Annotated in this window: 24 protein-coding genes, 2 tRNA genes and 1 pseudogene; 15 read left to right on the forward strand and 12 right to left on the reverse strand. The window is 67.0% G+C overall.

All coding sequences use genetic code 11. The annotated features are described in order from the left end of the window. Positions 1-20: 20 nt before the first annotated feature. The 9 genes from GQS65_RS13960 to GQS65_RS14000 form a co-directional block, all read right to left on the reverse strand. Positions 21-503, reverse strand: coding sequence for a hypothetical protein (locus GQS65_RS13960; RefSeq protein WP_158205242.1), 483 nt, complete (start codon positions 501-503; stop codon positions 21-23). Positions 504-740: 237 nt separating this feature from the next. Then, a tRNA-Ala gene (locus GQS65_RS13965) sits at positions 741-812 on the reverse strand. A 133-nt stretch (positions 813-945) separates the two neighbouring features. Continuing rightward, the gene (gene rpsJ, locus GQS65_RS13970) at positions 946-1,254 is read right to left on the reverse strand and encodes a 30S ribosomal protein S10 (RefSeq protein ID WP_158205243.1); all 309 of its coding nucleotides are present in this window, start codon (positions 1,252-1,254) and stop codon (positions 946-948) included. A 1-nt stretch (position 1,255) separates the two neighbouring features. Beyond that, complete coding sequence (gene tuf / locus GQS65_RS13975; protein ID WP_158205244.1) at positions 1,256-2,521, reverse strand: translation elongation factor EF-1 subunit alpha; 1,266 nt, start codon at positions 2,519-2,521, stop codon at positions 1,256-1,258. 189 nt (positions 2,522-2,710) lie between these two features. Then, positions 2,711-3,673, reverse strand: coding sequence for a homoserine dehydrogenase (locus GQS65_RS13980; RefSeq protein WP_368280185.1), 963 nt, complete (start codon positions 3,671-3,673; stop codon positions 2,711-2,713). Beyond that, the gene (locus tag GQS65_RS13985) at positions 3,670-4,230 is read right to left on the reverse strand and encodes an amino acid-binding protein (RefSeq protein WP_158205245.1); all 561 of its coding nucleotides are present in this window, start codon (positions 4,228-4,230) and stop codon (positions 3,670-3,672) included. Before GQS65_RS13985 ends, GQS65_RS13980 begins: the two co-directional genes overlap by 4 nt. Before the next feature lie 121 nt (positions 4,231-4,351). Next, on the reverse strand, positions 4,352-4,573 hold the full coding sequence (locus GQS65_RS13990) for a hypothetical protein (protein WP_158205246.1): 222 nt from the start codon (positions 4,571-4,573) through the stop codon (positions 4,352-4,354). A gap of 112 nt (positions 4,574-4,685) precedes the next feature. Next, positions 4,686-5,081 (reverse strand): Hsp20/alpha crystallin family protein, encoded by a 396-nt coding sequence (locus GQS65_RS13995; protein ID WP_158205247.1) that lies wholly within the window; start codon positions 5,079-5,081, stop codon positions 4,686-4,688. A gap of 138 nt (positions 5,082-5,219) precedes the next feature. Next, positions 5,220-6,233: a type II glyceraldehyde-3-phosphate dehydrogenase gene (locus GQS65_RS14000; RefSeq protein ID WP_158205248.1), complete on the reverse strand. Its 1,014-nt coding sequence runs from the start codon at positions 6,231-6,233 to the stop codon at positions 5,220-5,222. A 189-nt stretch (positions 6,234-6,422) separates the two neighbouring features. Here GQS65_RS14000 and GQS65_RS14005 point away from each other — a divergent pair, with 189 nt between their 5' ends. The 5 genes from GQS65_RS14005 to GQS65_RS14025 all read left to right on the forward strand — a co-directional run bounded on the left by GQS65_RS14005 (position 6,423) and on the right by GQS65_RS14025 (position 10,580). Continuing rightward, positions 6,423-7,370 carry an aminopeptidase gene (locus tag GQS65_RS14005; RefSeq protein WP_158205249.1) on the forward strand — a complete coding sequence of 316 codons (948 nt, stop codon included), beginning with the start codon at positions 6,423-6,425 and terminating at the stop codon, positions 7,368-7,370. Positions 7,371-7,452: 82 nt separating this feature from the next. Then, entirely contained in the window at positions 7,453-8,109 is a 657-nt protein-coding gene (locus GQS65_RS14010) for an HVO_0476 family zinc finger protein (RefSeq protein ID WP_158205250.1), read from the forward strand. Positions 8,110-8,118: 9 nt separating this feature from the next. After that, on the forward strand, positions 8,119-8,784 hold the full coding sequence (locus GQS65_RS14015) for a protein-L-isoaspartate(D-aspartate) O-methyltransferase (protein ID WP_158205251.1): 666 nt from the start codon (positions 8,119-8,121) through the stop codon (positions 8,782-8,784). 79 nt (positions 8,785-8,863) lie between these two features. Next, on the forward strand, positions 8,864-9,787 hold the full coding sequence (locus GQS65_RS14020; RefSeq protein WP_158205252.1) for an SAM-dependent methyltransferase: 924 nt from the start codon (positions 8,864-8,866) through the stop codon (positions 9,785-9,787). Positions 9,788-9,824: 37 nt separating this feature from the next. After that, the gene (locus GQS65_RS14025) at positions 9,825-10,580 is read left to right on the forward strand and encodes a protein-L-isoaspartate O-methyltransferase family protein (RefSeq protein ID WP_158205253.1); all 756 of its coding nucleotides are present in this window, start codon (positions 9,825-9,827) and stop codon (positions 10,578-10,580) included. 32 nt (positions 10,581-10,612) lie between these two features. Here the strand turns inward: GQS65_RS14025 and GQS65_RS14030 are convergent, their stop codons facing one another. Further along, positions 10,613-11,095, reverse strand: coding sequence for a prealbumin-like fold domain-containing protein (locus GQS65_RS14030; RefSeq protein ID WP_158205254.1), 483 nt, complete (start codon positions 11,093-11,095; stop codon positions 10,613-10,615). A 128-nt stretch (positions 11,096-11,223) separates the two neighbouring features. Between GQS65_RS14030 and GQS65_RS14035 the strand changes: the two genes are divergently transcribed. The 5 genes from GQS65_RS14035 (at position 11,224) to GQS65_RS14055 (ending at position 14,798) form a co-directional block, all read left to right on the forward strand. Beyond that, entirely contained in the window at positions 11,224-12,309 is a 1,086-nt protein-coding gene (locus GQS65_RS14035) for an ATP-binding protein (protein ID WP_158205255.1), read from the forward strand. Positions 12,310-12,336: 27 nt separating this feature from the next. After that, positions 12,337-12,723, forward strand: coding sequence for a fluoride efflux transporter FluC (locus GQS65_RS14040; protein WP_158205256.1), 387 nt, complete (start codon positions 12,337-12,339; stop codon positions 12,721-12,723). Continuing rightward, positions 12,720-13,085, forward strand: coding sequence for a CrcB family protein (locus tag GQS65_RS14045; protein ID WP_368280188.1), 366 nt, complete (start codon positions 12,720-12,722; stop codon positions 13,083-13,085). Before GQS65_RS14040 ends, GQS65_RS14045 begins: the two co-directional genes overlap by 4 nt. Before the next feature lie 129 nt (positions 13,086-13,214). Next, complete coding sequence (locus GQS65_RS22150) at positions 13,215-14,228, forward strand: Gfo/Idh/MocA family oxidoreductase (RefSeq protein WP_368280189.1); 1,014 nt, start codon at positions 13,215-13,217, stop codon at positions 14,226-14,228. Positions 14,229-14,336: 108 nt separating this feature from the next. Beyond that, positions 14,337-14,798 carry a nucleoside deaminase gene (locus GQS65_RS14055; RefSeq protein ID WP_158205257.1) on the forward strand — a complete coding sequence of 154 codons (462 nt, stop codon included), beginning with the start codon at positions 14,337-14,339 and terminating at the stop codon, positions 14,796-14,798. Between the two features lie 64 nt (positions 14,799-14,862). Here GQS65_RS14055 and GQS65_RS14060 read toward each other — a convergent pair whose 3' ends face one another. Both GQS65_RS14060 and GQS65_RS14065 read right to left on the reverse strand, forming a co-directional pair. Continuing rightward, positions 14,863-15,285 carry a group I intron-associated PD-(D/E)XK endonuclease gene (locus tag GQS65_RS14060; RefSeq protein ID WP_158205258.1) on the reverse strand — a complete coding sequence of 141 codons (423 nt, stop codon included), beginning with the start codon at positions 15,283-15,285 and terminating at the stop codon, positions 14,863-14,865. Between the two features lie 91 nt (positions 15,286-15,376). Then, a tRNA-Asp gene (locus GQS65_RS14065) sits at positions 15,377-15,449 on the reverse strand. A gap of 234 nt (positions 15,450-15,683) precedes the next feature. Between GQS65_RS14065 and GQS65_RS14070 the strand changes: the two genes are divergently transcribed. The 5 genes and pseudogenes from GQS65_RS14070 (at position 15,684) to rpoA2 (ending at position 23,470) form a co-directional block, all read left to right on the forward strand. Beyond that, positions 15,684-15,914, forward strand: a complete 231-nt coding sequence (locus GQS65_RS14070) for a DNA-directed RNA polymerase subunit H (protein WP_158205259.1) — start codon at positions 15,684-15,686, stop codon at positions 15,912-15,914. Further along, positions 15,911-17,475 (forward strand): annotated as a pseudogene (locus GQS65_RS14075) (DNA-directed RNA polymerase subunit B''). The gene GQS65_RS14070 and the pseudogene GQS65_RS14075 overlap by 4 nt, the downstream one beginning before the upstream one ends. A gap of 1 nt (position 17,476) precedes the next feature. Beyond that, the gene (rpoB, locus tag GQS65_RS14080; protein WP_158205260.1) at positions 17,477-19,303 is read left to right on the forward strand and encodes a DNA-directed RNA polymerase subunit B; all 1,827 of its coding nucleotides are present in this window, start codon (positions 17,477-17,479) and stop codon (positions 19,301-19,303) included. Between the two features lies 1 nt (position 19,304). After that, positions 19,305-22,226, forward strand: a complete 2,922-nt coding sequence (locus GQS65_RS14085) for a DNA-directed RNA polymerase subunit A' (protein ID WP_158205261.1) — start codon at positions 19,305-19,307, stop codon at positions 22,224-22,226. Further along, positions 22,226-23,470 carry a DNA-directed RNA polymerase subunit A'' gene (gene rpoA2, locus GQS65_RS14090; RefSeq protein WP_158205262.1) on the forward strand — a complete coding sequence of 415 codons (1,245 nt, stop codon included), beginning with the start codon at positions 22,226-22,228 and terminating at the stop codon, positions 23,468-23,470. Before GQS65_RS14085 ends, rpoA2 begins: the two co-directional genes overlap by 1 nt.

The raw sequence follows: 23,470 nt of genomic DNA on the forward strand, positions 1-23,470 counted from the left end.
CGTGTGACTGGATTTGCCTGCTATACGAAATTGCCGACAATCTGCAATAGAAATCCGGTGGCCAGCAAGACGAATCCCAATACCCTCACAGCGGCCTCTCTCCTGTCCGCGCGCTCCTTGATTGACCTGCGTACCATTCTGTAGTCTACGTCGCTACCAAAGTCCTTCCCGAGCGCAATCTGTTCGTTCTGATTCTCAACGTCAGTGAACACGTAAACTGATTCAAAGCCGTACCGTGACATCGTGTGCATCCCGACTCGAAGCGCCCACGCTGAATCTGAAAATTCTACACCGTAGAATTCTTCAAGGAGTTGCAAGATATCTTCGAATCCCGGTTGGTCGTTTCTTAGCCCATTGCCTTCCATCTCGCGCAATCCTTTGCGAACTCGTTCAGACCACAGTGCTTGCCTGACTCGGGGGATATCAGGGAGTGCGATTACGCCTGCTCCTATTATATCAATTGCCAAGCCAGCCACGACAAGCGGACCTGAGGCGACTTCCATTTCTCAGTTAATTTGAGAGGGGACTATTAACAGTGCCTTTGGTTAGAAATTCACGAATGAAGTAGATGGCAAAGAACTCTAATCATCAGCCTCGAGGCAAGTGTTGATTCTTCTGATATTTCCCAGTTTCACGACAAATCGCCACAAACTCGCCGGGACTCCCGCGAGCGAGTGCAACGAGCGAGGGGGAGTCAGGCGAGTCCACTGACCGAAGTGAACGTAGTGAACGAAGGGAAGTGGACTCGCCGGGATTTGAACCCGGGGCCTCTTCCTTGCGAAGGAAGCGATCTGCCACTGATCTACGAGCCCGCGCTTTGGAGTATCGCCGTCGCGTACTTGTAGCTTCTGTTTCGGTGAGGCGTGTGCGGGCCGCTCGCAGGCGGTTCGGGCGACGGAGCCGTCGCTCGTCGGCGTGCTGAAAGAGAGAGAATCGAGAAGAGCGTCAGTCCTCGAGGACGATCTCGATGCTGACGTCGTTGGGCACCTGGACGCGCATCAGCTGGCGCAGCGCCCGCTCGTCCGCATCGATGTCGATGAGGCGCTTGTGGACGCGCATCTCCCAGTGTTCCCACGTCGCCGTCCCCTCACCATCGGGGGACTTGCGGGTGGGGACTTCGAGTCGCTTGGTCGGGAGTGGGACCGGACCCGACAGAGCGACACCCGTCTTGTCCGCGATGTCGCGGACGTCGTCACAGATGTCGTCGAGGTCGTCGGGGCTGGTACCCGCGAGTCGGACGCGTGCCTGCTGCATCTTATCGCTCGTCGACGCTCAGGACCTTGCCGGCGGCGATGGTCTGACCCATGTCGCGGATGGCGAAGCTCCCGAGTTCGGGGATCTCGCTCGACGGCTCGATGCTGAGCGGCTTCTGCGGCCGGATGGTGACGACTGCGGCGTCACCGGACTGGATGAAGTCCGGGTTCTCCTCGGCGACCTCACCCGACGCCGGGTCGAGCTTCTGGTCGATGGACTCGATGGTACACGCGACCTGCGAGGTGTGCGCGTGGAACACCGGCGTGTAGCCGGCCGTGATGACGCTCGGGTGCTGCATCACGACGATCTGGGCCTGGAACGTCTCGGCGACCGTCGGTGGGTCGTCTGCGGGACCGCAGACGTCACCGCGGCGGATGTCGTCCTTGCCGATGCCGCGGACGTTGAACCCGACGTTGTCACCGGGTTCGGCCTGCGGGACCTCCTCGTGGTGCATCTCGATGGTCTTGACTTCGCCACCGACGTCCGAGGGCTGGAACGAGACGTTCGAGCCGATGTCGAGCGTACCGGTCTCGACACGGCCGACCGGAACCGTACCGATGCCCGAGATGGTGTAGACGTCCTGGATGGGGAGACGCAGCGGCGCGTCCGTCGGAACCTGGGGCTCCGGCAGGTCGTTGAGCGCTTCGAGGAGCGTCGGGCCGTCGTACCACGACGTGTTCTCGGAGGCTTCCGAGACGTTGTCACCCTCGAACGCCGAGGTGGGGACGAACGTGGCGTCCTCGGAGCGGAAGCGGACCTGCTTGAGGAGCTGGCCGACCTCCTCTTTGACGTCCTCGTAGGTGTCCTCCTTGTAGTCGACGAGGTCCATCTTGTTGACCGCGATGATGAGTTCGTCGATGCCCAGGGTGCGGGCGAGGAAGACGTGCTCCTGGGTCTGGGGGGCGACACCGTCGTCTGCGGCGACGACGAGGACGGCGTTGTCCGCCTGGGACGCGCCCGTGATCATGTTCTTCACGAAGTCCTTGTGACCGGGGCAGTCCACGATGGTGAAGTGGTAGCTGTCGGTCTCGAACTTCTGGTGGGCGATGTCGATGGTGACCCCGCGCTCGCGCTCCTCGGCGAGGTTGTCCATGACGTAGGCGAACTCGAAGCCACCCTTGCCCTTCTCTTCGGCTTCTTCGCGGTGCTGCTCGATGACGTGCTCGGGGACGGACCCTGTCTCGAACAGGAGTCGCCCGACCATCGTACTCTTCCCGTGGTCGACGTGGCCGATGACGGCCAGGTTCTGGTGCGGTTTGTCTGCCATGTATTGGTCCACGCGCAGATGCGCTGTGGCGAAATCTTTTGCCTGAACCGGATAAAACCATTTCGATACCCGTTGCAGCCCACCCCGTCGCCGTCGTGCGGTTTGGCACGTACTACCACGGACCGCAGGGGGTGCGTTTTTGTTCCCGTATCAGTGAACGTCTCGGCTATATAGCAGTTTCGCCGGCCGTCACGCGTCGTCCGGCCGCGACAGTCGTCCCACGTCGGCGAGGACGGCGGTGGCCGTCTCGGGGCCGCCGGCACCCCGTCCCGAGATGTTCAGTCGCCCCGCGTGGTCGGTCTCTATCTGGACGATGTTGCGCGTCCCGGAGACCGCGAGCGTCCCGTGTTCGGGGACGAGACGCGGTCCGACTCGAATCACACCGTCCTCGACGCTCCCGATGAGGCGGACGGTCATGCCGTCCTCGGCGGCCAGCGAGAGCGACTCGGTCGGGAGACCGTCGATGCCCTCGACCTCCGCGTCCGCCAGCGAGTAGCCACCGCCGTAGAGCACGTTGGCGAGGATGACACACTTCAGCGCGGCGTCGGTTCCCTCCACGTCGAAGGAGGGGTCGGCCTCCGCCACCCCGAGGTCCTGGGCCTCGGCGAGGACGTGTTCGTAGTCCAGTCCCTCGGCGGCCATCCGCGTCAGGACGAAGTTGGCCGTCCCGTTGAGCACGCCGCGGACGGCCGTCACGTGGGCCGGCCCGAGGTCGTCGATGGTCGTCACGGCGGGAATCGCGCCGCCGACGGTCGCCTCGAACAGCACGCGCCCGGCACTGTCGTGTTCGACCGCTCGCAGGTCGTCGTACCGTTCGGCGACCGGCCCCTTGTTCGCCAGCACGACGTGTCGGTCGTGTTCGAGCGCCGCCACCGCGTGACCGTAGCCCGGTTCGGCGTCGCCGAGCGTCGTCGGCGTCGCCTCCACGAGCACGTCGTAGTCGGCGTCGAGCGCCGCCTCGGGCGCGTCGTCACCGACCACGTCCTCCTCGGACTTGCGCGCGAGCACGCTGTCGGGGGCGAGCGTCTCGTCGTTCGGGGCGACCACCGACGACGAGGAGTCCGCGACGGCCACCACGTCGTGACCGTACGACGCCGCGAGGTCCACGACGGCGCGTCCGACCACGCCGGCCCCGACGACGGCGAGTCTCACGGCGACACCTCCACGAGGGGTTCGACGACGGTGAGTTCCTTCTCGGCGGCCACCTCGCGGAGCGCGTCGAGCACCTCGCGGCCGGTTCCGGCCTCCGCGTCGAGGCGGACCCGCGCGCTCGTCACGCTGTCGCCCTCCTCGCGGGCGAGGCGCAGCGAGAAGTCCGCGACGGTCGCACTCGTCGCACGTTCGAGCTGTGAGAGCGTATCCGAGAGGTCCGTGTCGACGAGGTGACCGACGAGGACGACGGTCAACTGCTCGCCGTAGCGGTCCGCACCCGCACGGACGACGTTGACGCCGTTCTCGCGGAGGGCGTCGACGATGCGCTCGAAGCGCTCGGGCGTCGCTTCGAGGTCCACCTCGACGGGGATGTGGCCACGCGGTGTCAGATGGCCGCGCTCGTGGAACACCGACAGCAGGTTCCCGCCGTTCTCGGCGATGGGTCGGAGCGCGTTCAACAGCTCTCCCGGCTGGTCGACCAGTTCGAGGCGGACCGTGTACGCACGGTCGGTGTCGCTCACCGGACCGTCGAGCGCGCTGCCCGGTTCCTCGCTCATCGGTCGGCCCTCGTGCTACTCATACCTCGTGGGGAGCGTTCGCCCGGGGAAAAGCGTTCAGTCGGTGCCACCATTTACCGCGTCTCCGACGTCGAGCGTCCACACGCCGTCGGACGCCCACTCAGGGCAACACGCGGTCGTACAGGTCGTCGATGTACTCGTTGTACTCCACGCCACGCTCGGGGGAACTCCCGAACGGGTTCCGCGAGAAGTAGTACAGACACGACAGCACGAGGGCGACGGTGAACCCCGTCTGCCCCACGATGGGGAGGAGGACGAACGTCACGATACCGGCGAGCAGGCCCGCCACGAGGAGGTCCAGCAGCTGGTGTGCGAGAGCCATACGGCGTGCTACGACGTCGAGCGACATGGACCGTTCGTCACACTACCGAGAGCGCGGCGGCCGCTCGCCGGGGTGAGAGTGCCGTCGAGTGACGAAGTCGCGCGTCCCCCGGTCAGTCGAGGTTGATGTCGGCGGAGTCCGCTCGCGGGAACGTCACTTCGAGGATGCCGTTGTTGAACGTCGCTTTCGCACCGTGTTCGTCCACGCGCGTCGGGAGGCGGAGGCGCTCTTCGTACTGTCGACGGTCGCTCGCGGCCCCGATGGTCAGCGTCCGTCCGTCGCACTTGATGTCGATTCCCTCCTTCTCGACGCCCGGAAGGTCGGCGACGACGTAGACGTGCTCGTCGTCCTCTTCGGTGGTGATGTGCACGTCGTCGCCGAACCCGGCGTCCGCCGCGGTGTGGACGTCCACCCCCATGTCCGCTCCGATCATGTCGTCCATCATCCGACTGAGTTCACGGAAGATGTCGTCGAAGGGGTCGCGGTCGTCCCTGTCACGAGGTCCCATGCCCACTAGGAAGAATCTCCAACACATGAACTTTCTGTGTACACCTGTCGTGAACGAGCGAGTCCTCGCAGTGACAGCTTCGGCGACGAGACGATCGGTGACGACGGCCGACGAGAGCGGTCGGCGGGCGAGGCCGTCTCAGAACCCGATGCCCATCGCCTCGTCCGTGCGGGCCATCGACTCGTCGCGGTCGGCCGCGCCGAGGACGGCACGGACGGCGTCGACGTTCTCCGGGACCACGTCGGACTCCTGGTGGATGGCCTGGAACAGGTAGAGGTCGTCCCCTTCCATCGAGATAGACTCGTCCCAGATGCAGTTCTCCCAGATGTCCGCGCGCGGTCGGCCGTGGTCCATGGCGAACTCCTTCAGCTTCCCAGCGCCGTCGATGGCGTACTTCTCGGGGACGAGGAACAGACGCGACTCCGCACCCAGCAGGTCGCGGACCTCCTCGGCCGTGGGAACCTCCTCTAACTGGACGTTGACGGAGTGAGTGTGCATCAGCGTCGCCGGCACCTTTATCCCGAGCGTGTCGATACTCAGACTCGGGAAGATAGTGTTGACGTCCGGGCCGTGGTGGCTCGGCAGGGTGACCGGGTTCGGCAGGATGTCGTTGATGGGTCCGCGACCGGTCTGACCCGGGTCGCCGCCACGGCGGACGAGCGTGACGCGGGCCTTCTGTACCCCGTACTCCTCTTGCAGGGGCGCGAGCAGACGCGAGAGGCCGGTCGTGTTACACGAGACGACGCGGACGTGGTCCGCGCCCTCGGCCTCCTGGTAGTTCCCGCGAGCGTTGAACGAGACGTCGACGAGGTCGGCGTCCTCCCCACCCTGGTAGAGCGCTGGCGTGTCGTACTCCTCGTACAGCGCCTTGTTCTCCGCGCCGATACCCGAGGGACAGGCGTCGACGATTACGTCGCTGGCTTCGACGAGTTCCTCGACGCCCCCGGCGACGTCGATGCCCGCCTCCTCGAACAGCGGGAGGCGGTCCTCGATGGCGGCGTACAGCGGGTAGCCCTTCGAAACCGCCGTCTCGGCCTCGAAGTTCGGGCGCGTCTTGGCGACGCCGACCAGCTCCATGTCCGGTTGGGCGGCGACGGCGTCCGCGACGCGCTTCCCGATGGTGCCGTAGCCGTTGATGCCCACTCGTATCATGGTCGAAGGTGCCCCGTCGCGGCTCATAACTATTCCGTGGCTACCACCCTCAAAGCGCCGAGATTCACTCGGAGTCGAGTCAATACCGGCAGCCACTGGCGGGGCGACGGGCGCGTGCTCCGCCGGCCGAAGACGGGAGACAGGACCGATGTGAGAAGGACTAACTCCGACGGTCGGCAATCCCCAGCCATGAGCGACCTCACAGCCCCCGCGAGGACGGCTATCGAACAGTGCATGGCGCTCGGGGCCGACGAGTCCTGTCTCGTCGTCACCGACGAGAGACGCCAACCCATCGGCGAGGCGCTGTACGACGCCGCCAGCGCCGTCGCGGACGACGTGAGCATCGTCCGCTACCCGGTCGGCGAGCAACACGGCGAGGAGCCACCGGCCGCCGTCGCGGCCGCGATGCGCGAGGCCGACGTCTTCCTCGCACCGACCTCGAAGAGCCTGAGCCACACCCGCGCCCGGTCGGCGGCCTGCGCGGCGGGCGCACGCGGTGCGACGCTCCCAGGCATCACCGAGGAGGTGTTCACGACGGGGTTAGACACCGACTACGACGCCATCGAGCGCCACACGCGCGAGACCTACGAGCAGGTCGCCGACGCCGAGGAGGTCCGCGTCACCGCCCCCAACGGGACGGATATCACGTTCCACCCCGGCGACCGGGAGTGGATGCAGGACACCGGCATCGTCCACGAGGCCGGCCAGTTCTCGAACCTCCCGGCGGGAGAGACGTTCGTCAGCCCGGAGTCCGTCGAGGGGACGTACGTCGTCGACGGGACGATGATGCCCTACGGCCGTCTCGACGGCCGCGAACTGCGCTTCGAGGTCGAAGACGGCTACGTCACCGACATCTCCGACGACGAGGTCCGCCAGCAGGTCGAGACCGGTGCGGAACAGGTCGGCCGGGACGCGTACAACCTCGCGGAACTCGGTATCGGGACGAACGTCGCCGTGACGGAACTGGTAGGCTCCGTCCTACTCGACGAGAAGGCGGCGGGCACGGTCCACATCGCTATCGGCGACGACGCGGGCATCGGCGGCGACACCGACGCACCGCTCCACCTCGACGGCATCGTCCGGAATCCGACCGTCTACGCCGATGGAGACGAAATCGACCTTCCGACCCCGAACTGAGTCGAGTCACCGGCCCGACGGGCGAATCCCACGAACCGTCGTGTGACCGCGTCCTTTTACGTCCCGACCGGGAAACCGGAGTATGAGCGAACCCACACAGCAGGTCGCCGTGTCCTGCCCGGCCTGTTCGCCGGACCTCGAAACCGTCCACGAGGTGCTCGCGCCGGGCGACACGCTGACCGTCCGCTGTACGGAGTGCGACCACACGCACAAGACCCGTATCGAAGAGGAGGAGGAGGTCGAACGCACCGTCATCGTCTCGCAGGACGGCGAGTCGTTCAAGACCCACGTCAACGCCCCGCCGACCGAGCGGGTCGCCGTCGGCGAGGAGTTCATCGTCGACGCCCCCGAGGCGCTGCTGACCGTCCGCATCACGAGCCTCGACCTCGGGAACGAACAGCGCGCGGAGTCCGCACCCGTAGAGGACGTCGAGACGTTCTGGACCCGCGCCGTGGACAACGTCACCGTCCCCGTCACGCTGAACCCGAAAGACGGCACCCACGACGGGACCCGGAGTGTGGACTTCCTCCTGCCGGGCGACCACGAGTTCGTCGTCGGCGAGATGGTCGAGTTGGGCGACGAGGAGTTCACCGTCAAGTCCATCCGACTCCGCTCGGACGCCGTCGGGCCGGGCACCGACATGGACCAACTACGCTACGACGGCGACGACGCCATCGCCAAGGACATCAAGCGCGTCTACGGCGACGACGAGACCAGCGACGCCTGGTCGGCCTGGTAACCCGGTCGCATGAGTGACCACGGGAGCGACCCCGACGCGGACGACGGCGACGACCGGAACGACGAGCGAAACCGACTCGTCGACGCGCTCCGTGACAGCGGGCGCATCCAGCGCGAGTCGGTGCTCGAAGCGATGCGCCGCGTTCCCCGCCACCGGTTCGTCCCCGAGGACCGGCGGGGACAGGCGTACACCGACCGACCCCTGCCCATCGGCGAGGACCAGACCGTCAGCGCCCCGCACATGGTCGCCATCATGGCCGACCACCTCGCGCTGTCGCCGGGTGACCGCGTGCTCGAAGTCGGGACTGGCTGTGGCTACCACGCCGCCGTCACCGCCGAACTCGTCGGCGACGAGCACGTCTACAGCGTCGAGTACCACGAGAGCCTGGCGAACCGCGCCCGCGACACGCTGTCGCTGCTCGGCTACGACGTCCACGTCCGCACCGGCGACGGCCGCGAGGGGTGGGCCGACCACGCCCCGTACGACGCCGTCTACGCGACGTGCGCCCCCGCCGAACTGCCCGACGCGCTGGTCGACCAGCTCGCACCCGGCGGGCGACTCGTCGCACCGGTCGGCGAGGCGGTTCAGGAACTCGTCGTCCTCGACAAGAACGAGGACGGCACGGTGTCCCGCCGGACGGAGGGTCGTGTCCGGTTCGTCCCGATGCAGGGCTGACCGGAGCGACCACGCCACCACGCCACCACGCCGCGGCGACTCGGACAGGGTTTTCTCGCTGGCCGCGGAACGCCGAGTCATGCCGACACGGGACCTCGGGACCGACGAGTACCGCGAACGTCTGCTGTGTCACGCCGCCCGTCGGACCGGCGTCCTCGACGCGCTGGCGACGACGACGGGAACCGCCGAGGGCGTGGCCGAGGAGACGGGGATCGACCCGCACGCCGCCGACCTGCTCGTCGAGGCGCTGGCCGACCGGGGGTTCCTGAAGGACGTCGGCGGCGAGTACCAGCCCACGAACCGGATGCTCGGTATCCTGACGAAGACCGACGTGCGCTCCATCGGTCGGCTCTCACACGACCTGGACCGCCTCGACGCGTGGCTGGCGTTCCCCGGGACCGCCCGTGGCGAGTCCCCACCGCGCTCCGAACACCGGACACGCAACGAACTGGGCGCACGTGCGGCCCGTCCCGAGGCGCAGGTCCGTGGGGCCGTCACGGCGATGCTCCGCGAGGCACCCGACGCCGAGTCCGTCGTGCTGGTCGGTGACGCGCCCGGACCCCACGCCGTCGAGGTGGCCGCCCGCCGACGCGAGGTGACGCTCGTCGACACGCCCGAACGGGTCGACGCGTCACGGGCCGGACTCGAACACGAGTCGGTGACGCTCCGGGGGGGAGACCCGGCAGACTCGGGATGCTCGCTCCCCGAAGCGGACCTCGTGGCGGGCGTCGGCGTCCTGTACCGACTGGACGAGGGCGGGGCGACCACGGTCCTGCGGAACGCTCGGGCGGCCGCTCCGACGTGTGTCTTCGTCGAACCCGTCGCCGAAACGGGCGACGACGGGTACGCCACGCTCGCGGCGCTCGACGCCTTCGCCCGTGAAGGGACGGCGAGCGTCCACGACCGGGCCGGTGTCGTCTCGCTGGTCGAGGAATCCGGGTACGGCGAGGCGACGGTCGTCGATATTCCGGGGCTCGACGACCGGGCGGTCGTCGGTCGATAGCCGCTCGATATTTACCGCTCGAACCCCGAATCCGGCCATGGAACCGGACGTCCTCCGCGAGGACATGGTCGACAGCCTCGAATACGAGGCGAAAGGCGTCGTGCGAAGCGACGCCGTCGGCCTCGCCATGCGCGACGTCCCCCGCCACGAGTTCGTCGGCGACGAGGACAGCGCGTACGCCGACCGCGCCCACGAACACCACGGAACGACGGTCCTCGCCCCGAGTACGGCCGCTCGGCTCCTCGAAGCGCTCGCGCCCGACGAGGGCGACAGCGTCCTCGTCGTCGGCGCGGGCGTCGGCTACACGACGGCCGTCGTCGCCGAAATCGCCGGCGCGGCGAACGTCCACGCAATCGACATCACTCGACCGCTGGTGTACGAGGCCCGGAGCAACCTCGAATCGGCCGGCTACGGCGAGGTGCTCGTCGACAAGCGAAACGGGATGCACGGGCTCCCCGAGTACGCCCCCTACGACTGCGTCCTCCTGGAAGCGGCCGCTATCGAACCGCCGCGGGCGCTCGTGAATCAGCTCGCCGACGACGGCCGACTCGTGATGCCCCAGGGTGGCGGCAGTCAGTCGCTCGTCACCGTCGGCCCCGGCAGTCGCGTCCTCGAACGCCACGGCCCCGTCCTGTTCAAACCGATGCTCGTCGAGGGCGAGCAGGCCGACACCGTCGAACGGAACCGCACCCTCCGAGAGGACCGCGAACACGCCCAGCGCGGTGCCTCGCGGCGACACGGCTGGGAACACGAGTGGCTCGACTGGGACGAGCGACTCCAGGGCCGGCGGTAGTCACTCGTCGCCGTCCGGCCACCGTTTCTCGTTCAGCGTTCCGCGACGACCAGCAGTTTCGTGTTCGCTCGCCGGTCGACGAACTCGCTTCCCGCGGGCGGTTTCACCTCGAAGACGACGGTCCCGTCGGCCTGGTTCGGACCGAGCGTCGGCGCGAGGTCGAACGTGGCCGTCCCGTCCGCGTCGGTCTCCGCGGTGGCGATACCGTCGAGGCGGGCGGTGTCGGCCTTGGCGACGACCGTCGCACCGGCCACCGGGCGACCCTCCGGAGTGACGACGCGGACGTCGACCGTCTGGTCGCCGGGCGTGACCACCTCGGGTTCCGGTTGTGTGTCGAGTTCGGTGACGGCGAGTCCCGACACCCCCGAGAGCATCTGCATCATCACGCTGAGCGAGGCGACGCCGACGACCAGCGCGATGACCAGTCGGATGGGCAACCCCTCGATGGCGCGTTCGTCCTCGCGGAGGTCAGCGAACTGTTCGTGGACGGCGTCCGTGTCGAACCGGTCGAACATGGGCCGGCGTGGTCCCGTCACGGTACTTGAACGTTCGGAGAGCGAGCGGCGGCCCGGCCGCCGACCGACGGCCGGAAGCGACGGGGGTCGCCGAGGGTTGAAACCGGAGGCCGCGACCAGCACCCGCCATGCACGTTCTCGGTTCGACGGACGGTCTCGGCCCGGTCGGCCACCTCGGTGCGTACCGCGCCCGCGACGGCAGTCCCGGTGAGGAGGTGGGTGTCGACCTCGGCGGTCCACACGCCGCGCTCGTCGTCGGCAAACGCGGATCGGGGAAGTCCTACACGCTCGGCGTCCTCGCCGAAGAGGCGGCCCGGACCGACGGCGTCGCGCCGATACTCGTCGACCCGATGGGCGCGTTCGACACGCTCGCCGACGCCCCCGACGAGGTTCCGGCGCGGGTCGTCGAGCCACGGGTCGGGGCCGACGCGCTCGACCCGCGGGCGTGGTGTTCGCTGCTCGGACTGGACCCGACGGGCGCGGTCGGTGCGCTCGTCTGGCGCGTGGCGAGCGAGACGACGACGCTCGCCGGGATGGTCGACGCCGTCGGCGAGCAGGACGCCCCGGATGCGGTCCGGGTAGCCGCCGAGAACCACCTCGCGCTCGCACGGTCGTGGGACGTCTTCGACGGCGCGACGCCCGACCTCGCCGGACCGAAAGCGACCGTGCTCGACTGTTCGGGGCTTCCCGACGCGGCGACGAACGCGGTCTGTCTCGCCGTCGCCAGTCGGTGTTATCGAGGGCGACTCGACGGGACGGTCGACCGACTCCCGTGGCTGTTCGTCGACGAGGCGCACGTCGCCTTCGAGGGCGTCGCGGCGAGCGCCCTTCGCCGACTGCTCACGCGTGGGCGGGCCCCAGGTGTGAGCCTCGTCTGTGCGACCCAGCGCCCCAGCGCCCTCCCGGACGTCGCCGTCTCGCAGTCCGACCTCGTCGTGATGCACCGACTGACGGGGCGGGCGGACCTCGCCGCGTTCCGCGAGACGCGGCCGACGTACGTCGGCGACGACTTCGAGGCACGGATGCCAGAGCGACCGGGCGACGCGATGGTCGTCGACGACGCGACGGAGGGCGTCCACGCGATTCGCGTCAGGGAGCGACTGACCCCTCACGGCGGTGCCAGCCCACGAGTCGACGTTGCGACGAGCGACGACGAGCCCGGACACGAGTACGGAGACGACGCGAACGCGGACGGCACCGACCCGAAAGGGTAGTAGGAGCCGCCCGACTATCCGGAGGCGATGGAACGAGGTCGGGCGCTCGCGCTGGTCGCCGGCGGGGCGTTCGTGGGCGCGGTCTGTCGCTATCTCCTCGCGCTCACGGTTCCCGAGACGGCGGCGTGGCTCCCCGGCCGCCTCCCGTGGGGGACGCTCGCCGCCAACGTACTCGGGGCGTTCGCGCTGGGTGCGCTCACCGCCCGCGAGCGGTCGCCGGCCGTCTCGCTGACGCTCGGAACGGGGTTCTGCTCGTCGTTCACCACCTACAGCACGTTCGCCGTCGAGACGGCGGGACTCCGGCCGACCGCGGCAGCGGCCTACGTCGGGGCGACCTACGGCGTCGGAATGGCGGCCGTCGTCGCCGGCCGGACCGTCGGGAACCGAGGACGGTCCGGCGAGGGGAGTCCGTGACCGTGGTCGACGCGAGCGTGCTCCCCGCGTCCGCCCTCGTCGGCGTGGGTGGGGTCGTCGGCGCACTCGCCCGCTACGCGGTCGGCGAGCGGGTCGAACGCGACTACCTCGACACCCTCCTCGTCAACGTCCTCGGGAGCTTCCTGCTCGGCGTGTTGCTCGCCGTCCCACGGGACGGGACGACCGTCCTGCTCGTCGGCGTCGGCGGCTGTGGTGCGTTCACGACGTTCTCGGCGGCGGCCGTCGAGACGGTCGACCTCGCGGCGACGGGACGGCGACGAGCACTCCTCGCGCTCGGTGCGATGGTCGGGGGGTGTCTGCTCGCCGCCGGCGCTGGCGCGGCGGTCGGTGGCGGCCTCTGACCGGCCGGTGGTACCGCGACGGAGGTGTGGCGACGACGAGGGGACCGGTCGGCGAAGCGGACCGTTCGCCACGGGGGTCACACGCGAGAGCGTGAGGGATTATGGTCCAGTGGGTCGAAGCCGAGTCCCGTGACTACGACTGCAACCCCGCTACGAATCGCGTCCATCGGTGCCGGCGGTTGGGGAACCGTCGTCGCCCGGCAGATACTCGCCGACGACCGAGCGACGCTCGTCGCCCTCGCGGACGTCAGCGCCGACAGTCGCTCGCGGGCGGGTGCGGCGCTCGGCGTCCCGGCGGAGATGCGCTTCGAGGACACCGAGCGGATGCTCGACACCGTGGACCTCGACGCCGTCGTCGTGACGACACCCCACGCACTCCACCACGAGCACGTCTCGCTCGCCATGGACCGCGGCCTCCACGTCTACTGTGAGAAACCGTTCACCACGAGCGTCGCGGACGCACGAGACCTGCTCGACCGGGCGGAGACCCGCGGGCCGGTGACGATGGTCGGGTTCCAGCGCCACCACGAACAGCCCTACCTCGCCGCCCGCGAACGAATCCACGAGGCGACCCCGCGGCTCGTCACCGCCGAGATAACCCAGGACTGGTACGAGAACTTCCACGACACCTGGCGGGCGAACCCCGACCTCAGCGGCGGCGGCCAGCTCTACGACACCGGCAGCCACCTCGTCGACATCGTCCTCTGGTTCACCGACTCGCCACCGACGTCGGCCAGCGCCGAGATGGTGTTCGCCGACGACGCGGAACGCGTCGACGTCCACGCGCTGCTCACGATTCGGTTCGAGAACGGAGCCGTCGCCAACCTCACCGTCTCGGGCGACACGGCAGCCGTCCGCGAACACGTCCACGTCTGGACCGACGACGGCGCGACGTACATCGACGGTCGGGGCTGGCACGAACGGACGCTCCACGAGGTCGACGCCGAGAACACGACCACGACGCCGATGCTGGACGACGAGGGCTCACGCGGGAAGATAGAGGCGTTCGTCGACGCCGTCGCCGACGGCACCGAACCGCCGGTGACGGCCCGCCACGGCTACTACGTCACCGCCGTCCTCGAAGCGGCCTACGAGTCCGCCCGCGACGGTGGCCGCCGGGTACGCATCGACGGCGACGACTGAACGCGACACGGCGGGACGGAACGCGACGGAACGAACCGCGTCGCCTCGGAATCCGGCGACGACCGACCCGACCCCAAGCTATCACTCCCCGGCGCGCGTGGTCGACCCATGTCGATTCCCGACACCGACCACGAGCAGTACGTCGAACGCGCCATCGAACTCGCCCGCGAGGCCGGCGACCGCGGCGACGGTCCCTACGGGGCGGTTCTCGTCCGTGACGACGAGGTGGTGCTGGAGGAGACCAACCGCGAGGCGAGCGACGACGACCTCGCACTCCACCCCGAACTGACGCTCGCACGCCGCGCCGGCAGCGAGATGAGCGCCGACGAACGCGAGCGCACCGTGATGTACACCAGCACCGAACCCTGTCCGATGTGCGCGGCCGGTATCGCGTACGCCGGCCTCGGTGGTGTCGTCTACAGCGTCTCCGGACAGGTGACCGCCGAAACGTTCGACGGCCCGCCGGGGATCCCGTGTGAGGAGGTGTTCGAACGACTGGACAGAGAGATTCCGGTCGAACGCGAAGTGCTGGAGGCCGACGGGTTGGCGGTCCACGAACGGTATCGGTGAGCGGAGTGCCACTCGAGCGTCGGTGACTCACGGGAGAAGGACGTCACAGCGAGTCGCCGGACCGTCACGGCCCGTCTCGTGGAATCGGCCCGTCGAACTCGTACTCACTTGCCCAGTTGATGGCCGGATGGTCGATTTCGGCTTCGAACCGGAGTTCCATCTTCTGCGTCGTCGCGTCCTCGATCGGAATCCAGTACAGCACCGAGGTGGGTGGATAGCGAACCGCGAACGCGTCGACACGACCCTGGTACGTCCTCTCGTCGTACTCGCCGTCGCGAGTGGTCTGTGAGTGGGTGTTGAACCGTATCGTGTCCGTCTTGTTCTGCCAAGCGGTCTTGCACTGGACCCTGTAGAACCGGTCGTCCCCCTCCACGACGAGGTCGTACGGGTCGTTGTCCCCGAACGGAACGCTAACCGAGTACCCACTGGCCATCAGGCGAGCTAAAACGGTCGCTTCGGTCGTATCCCCGACGTCCTTACTGTTCATATTGGACCAGACTCACCGGGTGCGTACAATCAGCGCACCGGTTTGGAACCACCGAGCAGCGGTGCCGCTCATCGCGTTGAAATCAGAGAAGCGCCCGAGGCGGGATTTGAACCCGCGTCACAACCGTGACAGGGTTGTATGATGGGCCACTACACCACCCGGGCACCCTGTACTCACTCGTAACCCGGAGATACATTTAAGACTTTCCAAACGTTCGCTCCTGTACCTGTGGTAGCGCCCGACAGAGGGACAGATTAACGTTCCCTCGTGGCGAAGGAAGAGGCAGTGCCTGACGGCACGGCGACAGCCGTGCTTCCCGTGGATAGTAAGCGTTTTGTCCCCCGGCCGAATAACCCGCTGTAGTATCTCGTGATAGCTTTCTCCACCGTCAGGAACACATGGTAGACGCAAGCCAACACAATCTCGTTCCCGAGCACACCATCGTCGAGGAGGAGGAACTCGAAGGGGTGCTGGACGAGTACAACATCGACCGCACAGACCTGCCGAAAATCAAGCGCCGCGACCCACCGCTCCGCGAACTGGACGTGGAGGTAGGTGACGTCATCCGTATCGACCGCGAATCACGAACAGCAGAGCGAGCCGTCGTCTATCGACTGGTTATAGAATGAACAGGGCAGACCGCCGCACCATCTCTCGACAGTACTTCTCGCGTGACCGCCTCGCAGAACACCACTTCCGGTCGTTCAACGCGTTCCTCGAACGGGGGATGCAGGAGGTCGTCGACGAGAAAGAGACCATCGACACCGACATCGGCGACAAGGAGGGGCAAGAACCCGTCTTCGTCGAACTCGGTGACGTCCGTGTCACGACGCCGCGCGTGCGTGAGGCGGACGGCAGTGAGGAACTGCTGTACCCACAGGAGGCACGCCTCCGGAACATCACGTACGCCGCGCCGGTGTTCATGGAGATGACCATCATCCGTGGGGGGAAAGAAGAAGAAGAGCACGTCGTCGACACCGCCGAGACGAAGGTGGGCCGGATGCCCATCATGGTCGGCTCCTCGAAGTGCAACATCCACGGCTTCTCCGACGAGGAACTCGTCGAGATCGGTGAGGACCCCGCCGACCCCGGTGGCTACTTCATCGTCAACGGCTCCGAGCGCGTGCTGATGACCTCGGAGGACCTCGCACCGAACAAGATCCTCGCCGAACACGACACGAAGTACGGCGACGACATCCAGGTCGCCAAGACGTTCAGTCAGCGTCGTGGCTACCGCGCGCTCGTGCTCTGTGAGCGCAACCGCGAGGGGCTGCTCGAAGTGTCGTTCCCCTCCGTCTCGGGGAGCATCAACTTCGTCACGCTCGTGCGTGCGCTCGGGGTGGAGTCCGACGAGGAGATCGTCCACCGCGTCAGCGACGACCCCGAAATCGTGAAGTTCATGCTGGAGAACCTGGAGGCCGCCGAGGTCCAGTCGACCCCGGAGGCTATCGAGACGCTCGGGAAACGCGTCGCGTCGGGCCAGGGGAAGAACTACCAGCTGAAACGCGCCAACTACGTCATCGACCGGTACCTCCTGCCGCACCTCCACGAGGACGGCATCGACGAGGAGGAGGTCCGCCTCAACAAGGCGTTCTACCTCTGTCGGATGGCCGAGGCGTGTTTCGAACTCGCGCTCGGGCGGCGCGACGCCGACGACAAGGACCACTACGCCAACAAGCGCCTGAAGGTCAGCGGTGACCTGATGCGTGACCTGTTCCGCACCGCGCTGAACAAGCTGGCACGCGACGTGAAGTACCAGCTCGAACGCGCGAACATGCGCAACCGGAACCTCTCGGTCTCGACGGTCTCCGTTCGGACGTGCTCACCGAGCGCCTCGAACACCCCATCGCCACGGGCAACTGGGTCGGTGGGCGCTCGGGCGTGAGTCAGCTCGTCGACCGGACGGACTTCATGGGAGTTCTCTCTCACCTGCGACGCCTGCGCTCGCCGCTGAGTCGCTCGCAGCCCCACTTCGAGGCCCGCGACCTGCACGCGACCCAGTGGGGTCGCATCTGTCCCTCGGAGACGCCGGAGGGACCGAACTGTGGGCTCGTCAAGAACTTCGCGCAGGCGATGGAGCTCAGTCAGGACGTCGCCGACGAGCGGGGTCTGAAACGGGAGCTCTCGGCGATGGGCGTCGAGGGCATCCCGGGTATCGAGACGTTCGACCAGCAGCCAGCAGACGACTAACATGAGCCAGTCACGAGAAGCGAAAGTCTACGTCAACGGAAGCCTGGTCGGGACGCACCCCGACCCGAACAAGCTCGCGAGCGACATCCGTCAGGCGCGCCGTCGCGGCGACGTCAGCCAGATGGTCAACGTCTCCGTGCGCGAGCGCACGGGCGAGGTCATCGTCAACGCCGACGCCGGCCGTGCCCGTCGCCCCCTCATCGTCGTCGAGGACGGCGAACCGCGCGTCGACGAGGAGGACATCGAGGCGCTCGACGCCGACCAGATAACGTTCGAGGACTTCGTCGAGACCGGAGCCATCGAGTTCATCGACGCCGAGGAGGAGGAGGACATCTACGTCGCGGTCGACGAGGATGAGGTCAGCGAGGACCACACCCACCTCGAGATCGACCCGCAGCTCATCTTCGGTATCGGTGCCGGGATGATTCCGTACCCCGAACACAACGCCTCGCCCCGCATCACGATGGGGTCGGGGATGGTCAAACAGTCGCTCGGGCTGCCGAGCGCGAACTACCGCATCCGGCCGGACACCCGGCAGCACCTGCTGCACTACCCACAGCTCTCGATGGTCAAGACCCAGACCACCGAACAGATCGGGTACGACGACCGGCCGGCCGCACAGAACTTCACCGTCGCGGTGATGAGCTACGAGGGGTTCAACATCGAGGACGCGCTCGTCATGAACAAGGCGTCGGTCGAGCGTGCGCTCGCTCGTTCTCACTTCTTCCGGACCTACGAGGGCGAGGAACGGCGTTACCCTGGCGGGCAGGAGGACCGCTTCGAGATTCCCTCCGACGAGGTCCGTGGCGCACGCGGCGAGGACGCGTACACGCACCTCGACGAGGACGGCCTCGTCAACCCCGAGACGGTGGTCGACGAGAACGACGTCCTGCTCGGGAAGACGAGTCCCCCGAGATTCCTCGAAGAGCCCGACGACATGGGCGGGCTGTCGCCCCAGAAGCGCCGTGAGACGAGCGTCACGATGCGCTCGGGCGAGGACGGCGTCGTCGACACGGTGACGCTGATGGAGGGCGAGGACGGCTCGAAGCTCTCGAAGGTCTCGGTGCGCGACCAGCGCATCCCCGAACTCGGGGACAAGTTCGCGTCCCGACACGGTCAGAAGGGGGTCGTGGGCCACCTCGCTCCACAGGAGGACATGCCGTTCACCCAGGAGGGGATGGTTCCGGACCTCATCCTCAACCCGCACGCGCTGCCGTCGCGGATGACGGTGGGGCACGTCCTGGAGATGCTCGGCGGGAAGGTCGGCGCGCTCGAAGGGCGACGCGTCGACGGGACCGCCTTCCAGGGCGAGGACGAGGAGGAACTGCGCAGCGCGCTGGAGGAGAAGGGCTTCGACTCCGCGGGCAAGGAGGTCATGTACTCCGGTATCACCGGCGAGCGCATCGAGGCCGAGATCTTCGTCGGCGTCATCTTCTACCAGAAGCTGTACCACATGGTCTCGAACAAGATTCACGCGCGGTCGCGCGGGCCGGTGCAGGTGCTGACCCGTCAGCCCACCGAGGGGCGTGCGCGTGAGGGTGGACTGCGTGTCGGGGAGATGGAGCGCGACGTGCTCATCGGGCACGGCGCGGCGATGGCGCTCAAAGAGCGCCTCCTCGACGAGTCCGACCGCGAGTACATCGATATCTGTGGCAACTGTGGGATGACCGCCGTCGAGAACGTCGAGCAACGGCGCATCTACTGTCCGAACTGCGAGGAGGAGACGGACATCCACCGCGTCGAGATGAGCTACGCGTTCAAACTGCTGCTCGACGAGATGAAGGCGCTGGGCATCGCCCCGCGAATCGAACTGGAGGACGCAGTCTAACATGAGTGTCAATTCCTCACCCAAGGAGATCGGGTCTCTCAGCTTCGGGCTGATGAACCCCGAGGAGTACCGCGACATGTCGGCCACGAAGGTCATCACGGCCGACACCTACGACGACGACGGGTTCCCCATCGACATGGGGCTGATGGACCCGCGACTGGGCGTCATCGACCCCGGTCTGGAGTGCAAGACCTGCGGCAAGCACAGCGGGTCGTGTAACGGGCACTTCGGCCACATCGAACTGGCCGCCCCCGTCATCCACGTCGGGTTCTCGAAGCTCATCCGCCGTCTGCTGCGCGGGACGTGCCGCGAGTGTTCGCGGCTCTGTCTCGACGAGGACGAGCGCGAGGAGTTCCGGAACAACCTCGAACGGACGCGCCAGCTCGGCGACGACCTCAACGACGTCACCAAGGCCGCCATCCGGCAGGCCAGAAAGAAAAAGCGCTGTCCGTACTGCGGGGAGAAGCAGTACGACATCAACCACGAGAAGCCGACCACGTACTACGAGGTCCAGGACGTGCTCGCGGCGGACTACACCGACCGCATCGCCGCGGCGATGGAGGGCCGTCCCGTCGGTGACGAGGAGGAAGGTGACGTCGACCGGGAGGCGCAGTCGCCCTCGGACGTCGCCGACCAGACGGGTATCGACGCCTCGCGTATCAGCGAGATCCTCTCCGGTGAGTTCCGGCCGCGACCGGACGACCGCAAGGCCCTGGAGAAGGCGCTGAACGTCGACCTCACCGAGGAGGACATGAACAAGCTGATGCCCTCGGACATCCGCGACTGGTTCGAGAACATCCCCGACGAGGACATCCGCGTGCTGGGTATCAGCGCCGAGAAGTCCCGCCCCGAGTGGATGATTCTGACCGTCCTGCCCGTGCCGCCGGTGACGGCCCGTCCCTCCATCACGCTGGACAACGGCCAGCGGTCGGAGGACGACCTGACCCACAAGCTCGTGGACATCATCCGCATCAACCAGCGGTTCATGGAGAACCGCGAGGCGGGTGCGCCACAGCTCATCATCGAGGACCTGTGGGAACTGCTCCAGTACCACGTGACGACGTTCATGGACAACGAGATTTCGGGCACGCCGCCCGCCCGTCACCGCTCCGGCCGTCCGCTCAAGACCCTCAGCCAGCGGCTGAAGGGCAAAGAGGGACGCTTCCGTGGCTCGCTCTCCGGGAAACGCGTCAACTTCTCGGCGCGAACCGTCATCTCGCCGGACCCGACGCTGTCGCTCAACGAGGTCGGTGTCCCCGACCGTGTCGCGACCGAGATGACCCAGACGATGAACGTCACCGAGCGTAACATCGCGGAGGCCCGCCGCTACGTCCAGAACGGCCCCGAGGGTCACCCCGGCGCGAACTACGTCAAGCGGCCGGACGGGCGTCGGCTGAAGGTGACCGAGAAGAACTGCGAGGAACTGTCCGAGAAGGTCGAGGCCGGCTGGGAGGTCAACCGCCACCTCGTCGACGGCGACATCGTCATCTTCAATCGACAGCCGTCGCTCCACCGGATGTCCATCATGGCCCACGAGGTCGTGGTGATGCCGTACAAGACGTTCCGACTCAACACCGTCGTCTGTCCGCCGTACAACGCCGACTTCGACGGCGACGAGATGAACATGCACGCCCTCCAGAACGAGGAGGCCCGTGCGGAGGCGCGCGTCCTGATGCGCGTCCAAGAGCAGATCCTCTCGCCGAAGATGGGCGAGAACATCATCGGGGCGATTCAGGACCACATCAGCGGGACGTACCTGCTGACCAACGAGAACCCGAACTTCAACGAGACGCAGGCGCTCGACCTGCTCCGTGCGACGCGGGTCGACGAACTGCCCGAACCGGACGGCGAGAACGACGACGGGATTCCGTTCTGGACCGGTCGGACCATCTTCTCGGAACTGCTGCCGCCGGGACTCGAACTGGAGTTCTCCTCCTCGACGGGCGACACCGTCCGTATCGTGGACGGCGAACTGGTCGAGGGGACCGTCGACGAGGACGCCGTCGGTGCGTTCGGCGGCGAGGTCGTCGACACCATCTGCAAGCAGTACTCGACGACGCGCGCGCGGATGTTCATCAACGAGGTGGCGACGCTGGCGATGCGTGCCATCATGCACTTCGGGTTCTCGGTGGGTATCGACGACGAGTCGGTGCCCGGCGAGGCCGAAGAGCAGATCGGCGAGGCCATCGACAACGCCTACGAGCGTGTCGCGGAACTCATCGAGACGTTCGAGAACGGCGACCTCGAATCGCTGCCGGGGCGAACCGTCGACGAGACCCTGGAGATGAAGATCATGCAGACGCTCGGGAAGGCCCGTGACTCCGCCGGTGACATCGCCGACGAGTTCCTCGAGGACGACAACCCGGCGGTCATCATGGCTCGCTCGGGTGCGCGTGGGTCGATGCTCAACCTCACGCAGATGGCTGGCTGTGTCGGCCAGCAGGCAGTGCGCGGCGAGCGCATCAACCGTGGCTACGAGGACCGCACGCTGAGCCACTTCCCGCGCGACGACCTCTCGGCGGACGCTCACGGGTTCGTCGAGTCGTCGTACCGCTCCGGTCTCAGCCCGCGTGAGTTCTTCTTCCACGCGATGGGTGGGCGCGAAGGACTGGTCGACACGGCAGTCCGGACCTCGAAGTCCGGCTACCTCCAGCGGCGTCTCATCAACGCGCTCTCCGAGTTGGAGACGCAGTACGACGGGACGGTGCGGGACACCAGCGACACCATCGTACAGTTCGAGTTCGGCGAGGACGGGACCTCTCCCGTCAAGGTCTCGTCGGACGACGACAACGACATCGACGTCGACGGCATCGCCGACGCCGTCCTCGAAGCCGAGTTCGGCGACGAGGGTGAGGAGTTCCTCACCGACACACAGACCAACCTCTCCGAACAGATGGACAGCTTCATCGCAGGTGACGACTGATGGCAGCGACTGACGACATCGAGACGGTCGTGGAGGGCTCGGACCTCCCGCGACGGCTGAAGGACAAGGTGTACGCCGTCCTCGACGAGAAGGACATCACGGACAGTGAGACGGCCATCGAGGTGGCCGAAGCGGTCGAGGAGCGCTACCTCGATACGCGGGTCGACCCGCTCGACCCCGTCGGGACCGTCTCCGCACAGTCCATCGGTGAGCCGGGGACGCAGATGACGATGAACACGTTCCACTACGCGGGCGTCGCGGAGATCGACGTCACGCAGGGGCTTCCCCGCCTCATCGAGCTGGTGGACGCCCGGAAGACGCCGGACACCCCGACGATGAAGGTGTTCGTCGACCCCGAGTACGTCGAGACCCGGATGGAAGAGACCGGCGAGGAGTACACCGAACGCGACGCGGCCCACGAGGTCGTCTGGCAGATCGAGGCGACACGCATCCTCGCGCTCGGTGACGTCTCGACGAACGTCGCGGACATGCTCGTCCGCATCGACCTCAACGGGGAGACGCTCCAAGAGCGCTGGCCGACGGCGGGAACGACCGCCGAGATCACCGGCGAGATCGCCGAGACCATCGAGTCGAAACTCGACGTCGACGCCGTCGAACCCGACGACGCGACCATCGAGTTCGGCCCCGACGAACCGTCCTATCGTGGCCTGCTCCAGCTGGTCGAAGAGCTCCGCGAGATCGTCTTCAAGGGGCTGGGCGACGTCTCCCGCGTCGTCATCCGCAAGGAGCAGACCGAGGACCCCGACACCGACGACGAGGAGTTCGTCCTCTACACCGAGGGGAGCGCCTTCGGCAAGGTACTGGACATCGAGGGCGTCGACGGCTCGCGGACGACGTGTAACAACATCCACGAGATATACCGCCAACTGGGCGTCGAAGCCGCCCGCGAGACCATCATCAACGAGACGATGAACACGCTCGAAGAACAGGGGCTGGGTAACGTCAACATCCGTCACCTGATGCTGGTCGCGGACATGATGACGAACCCCGGTACCATCGAGTCCATCGGTCGGCACGGCATCTCCGGCAACAAGGACTCGGTGCTCGCGCGTGCGGCGTTCGAGGTGACGGTCAACCACCTGCTCGACGCCGCCATCCACGGCGAAGTCGACGACTTAGACGGCGTGACGGAGAACGTCATCGTCGGCAAGCCCATCAAACTGGGCACCGGCGACGTGACGCTGCGGATGGGGTCGCGGACGGAATCGGAGAGCGCCGACTGA

The sequence above is a fragment of the Halomarina oriensis genome (assembly GCF_009791395.1).
Taxonomy (GTDB): Archaea; Halobacteriota; Halobacteria; order Halobacteriales; family Haloarculaceae; genus Halomarina; species Halomarina oriensis.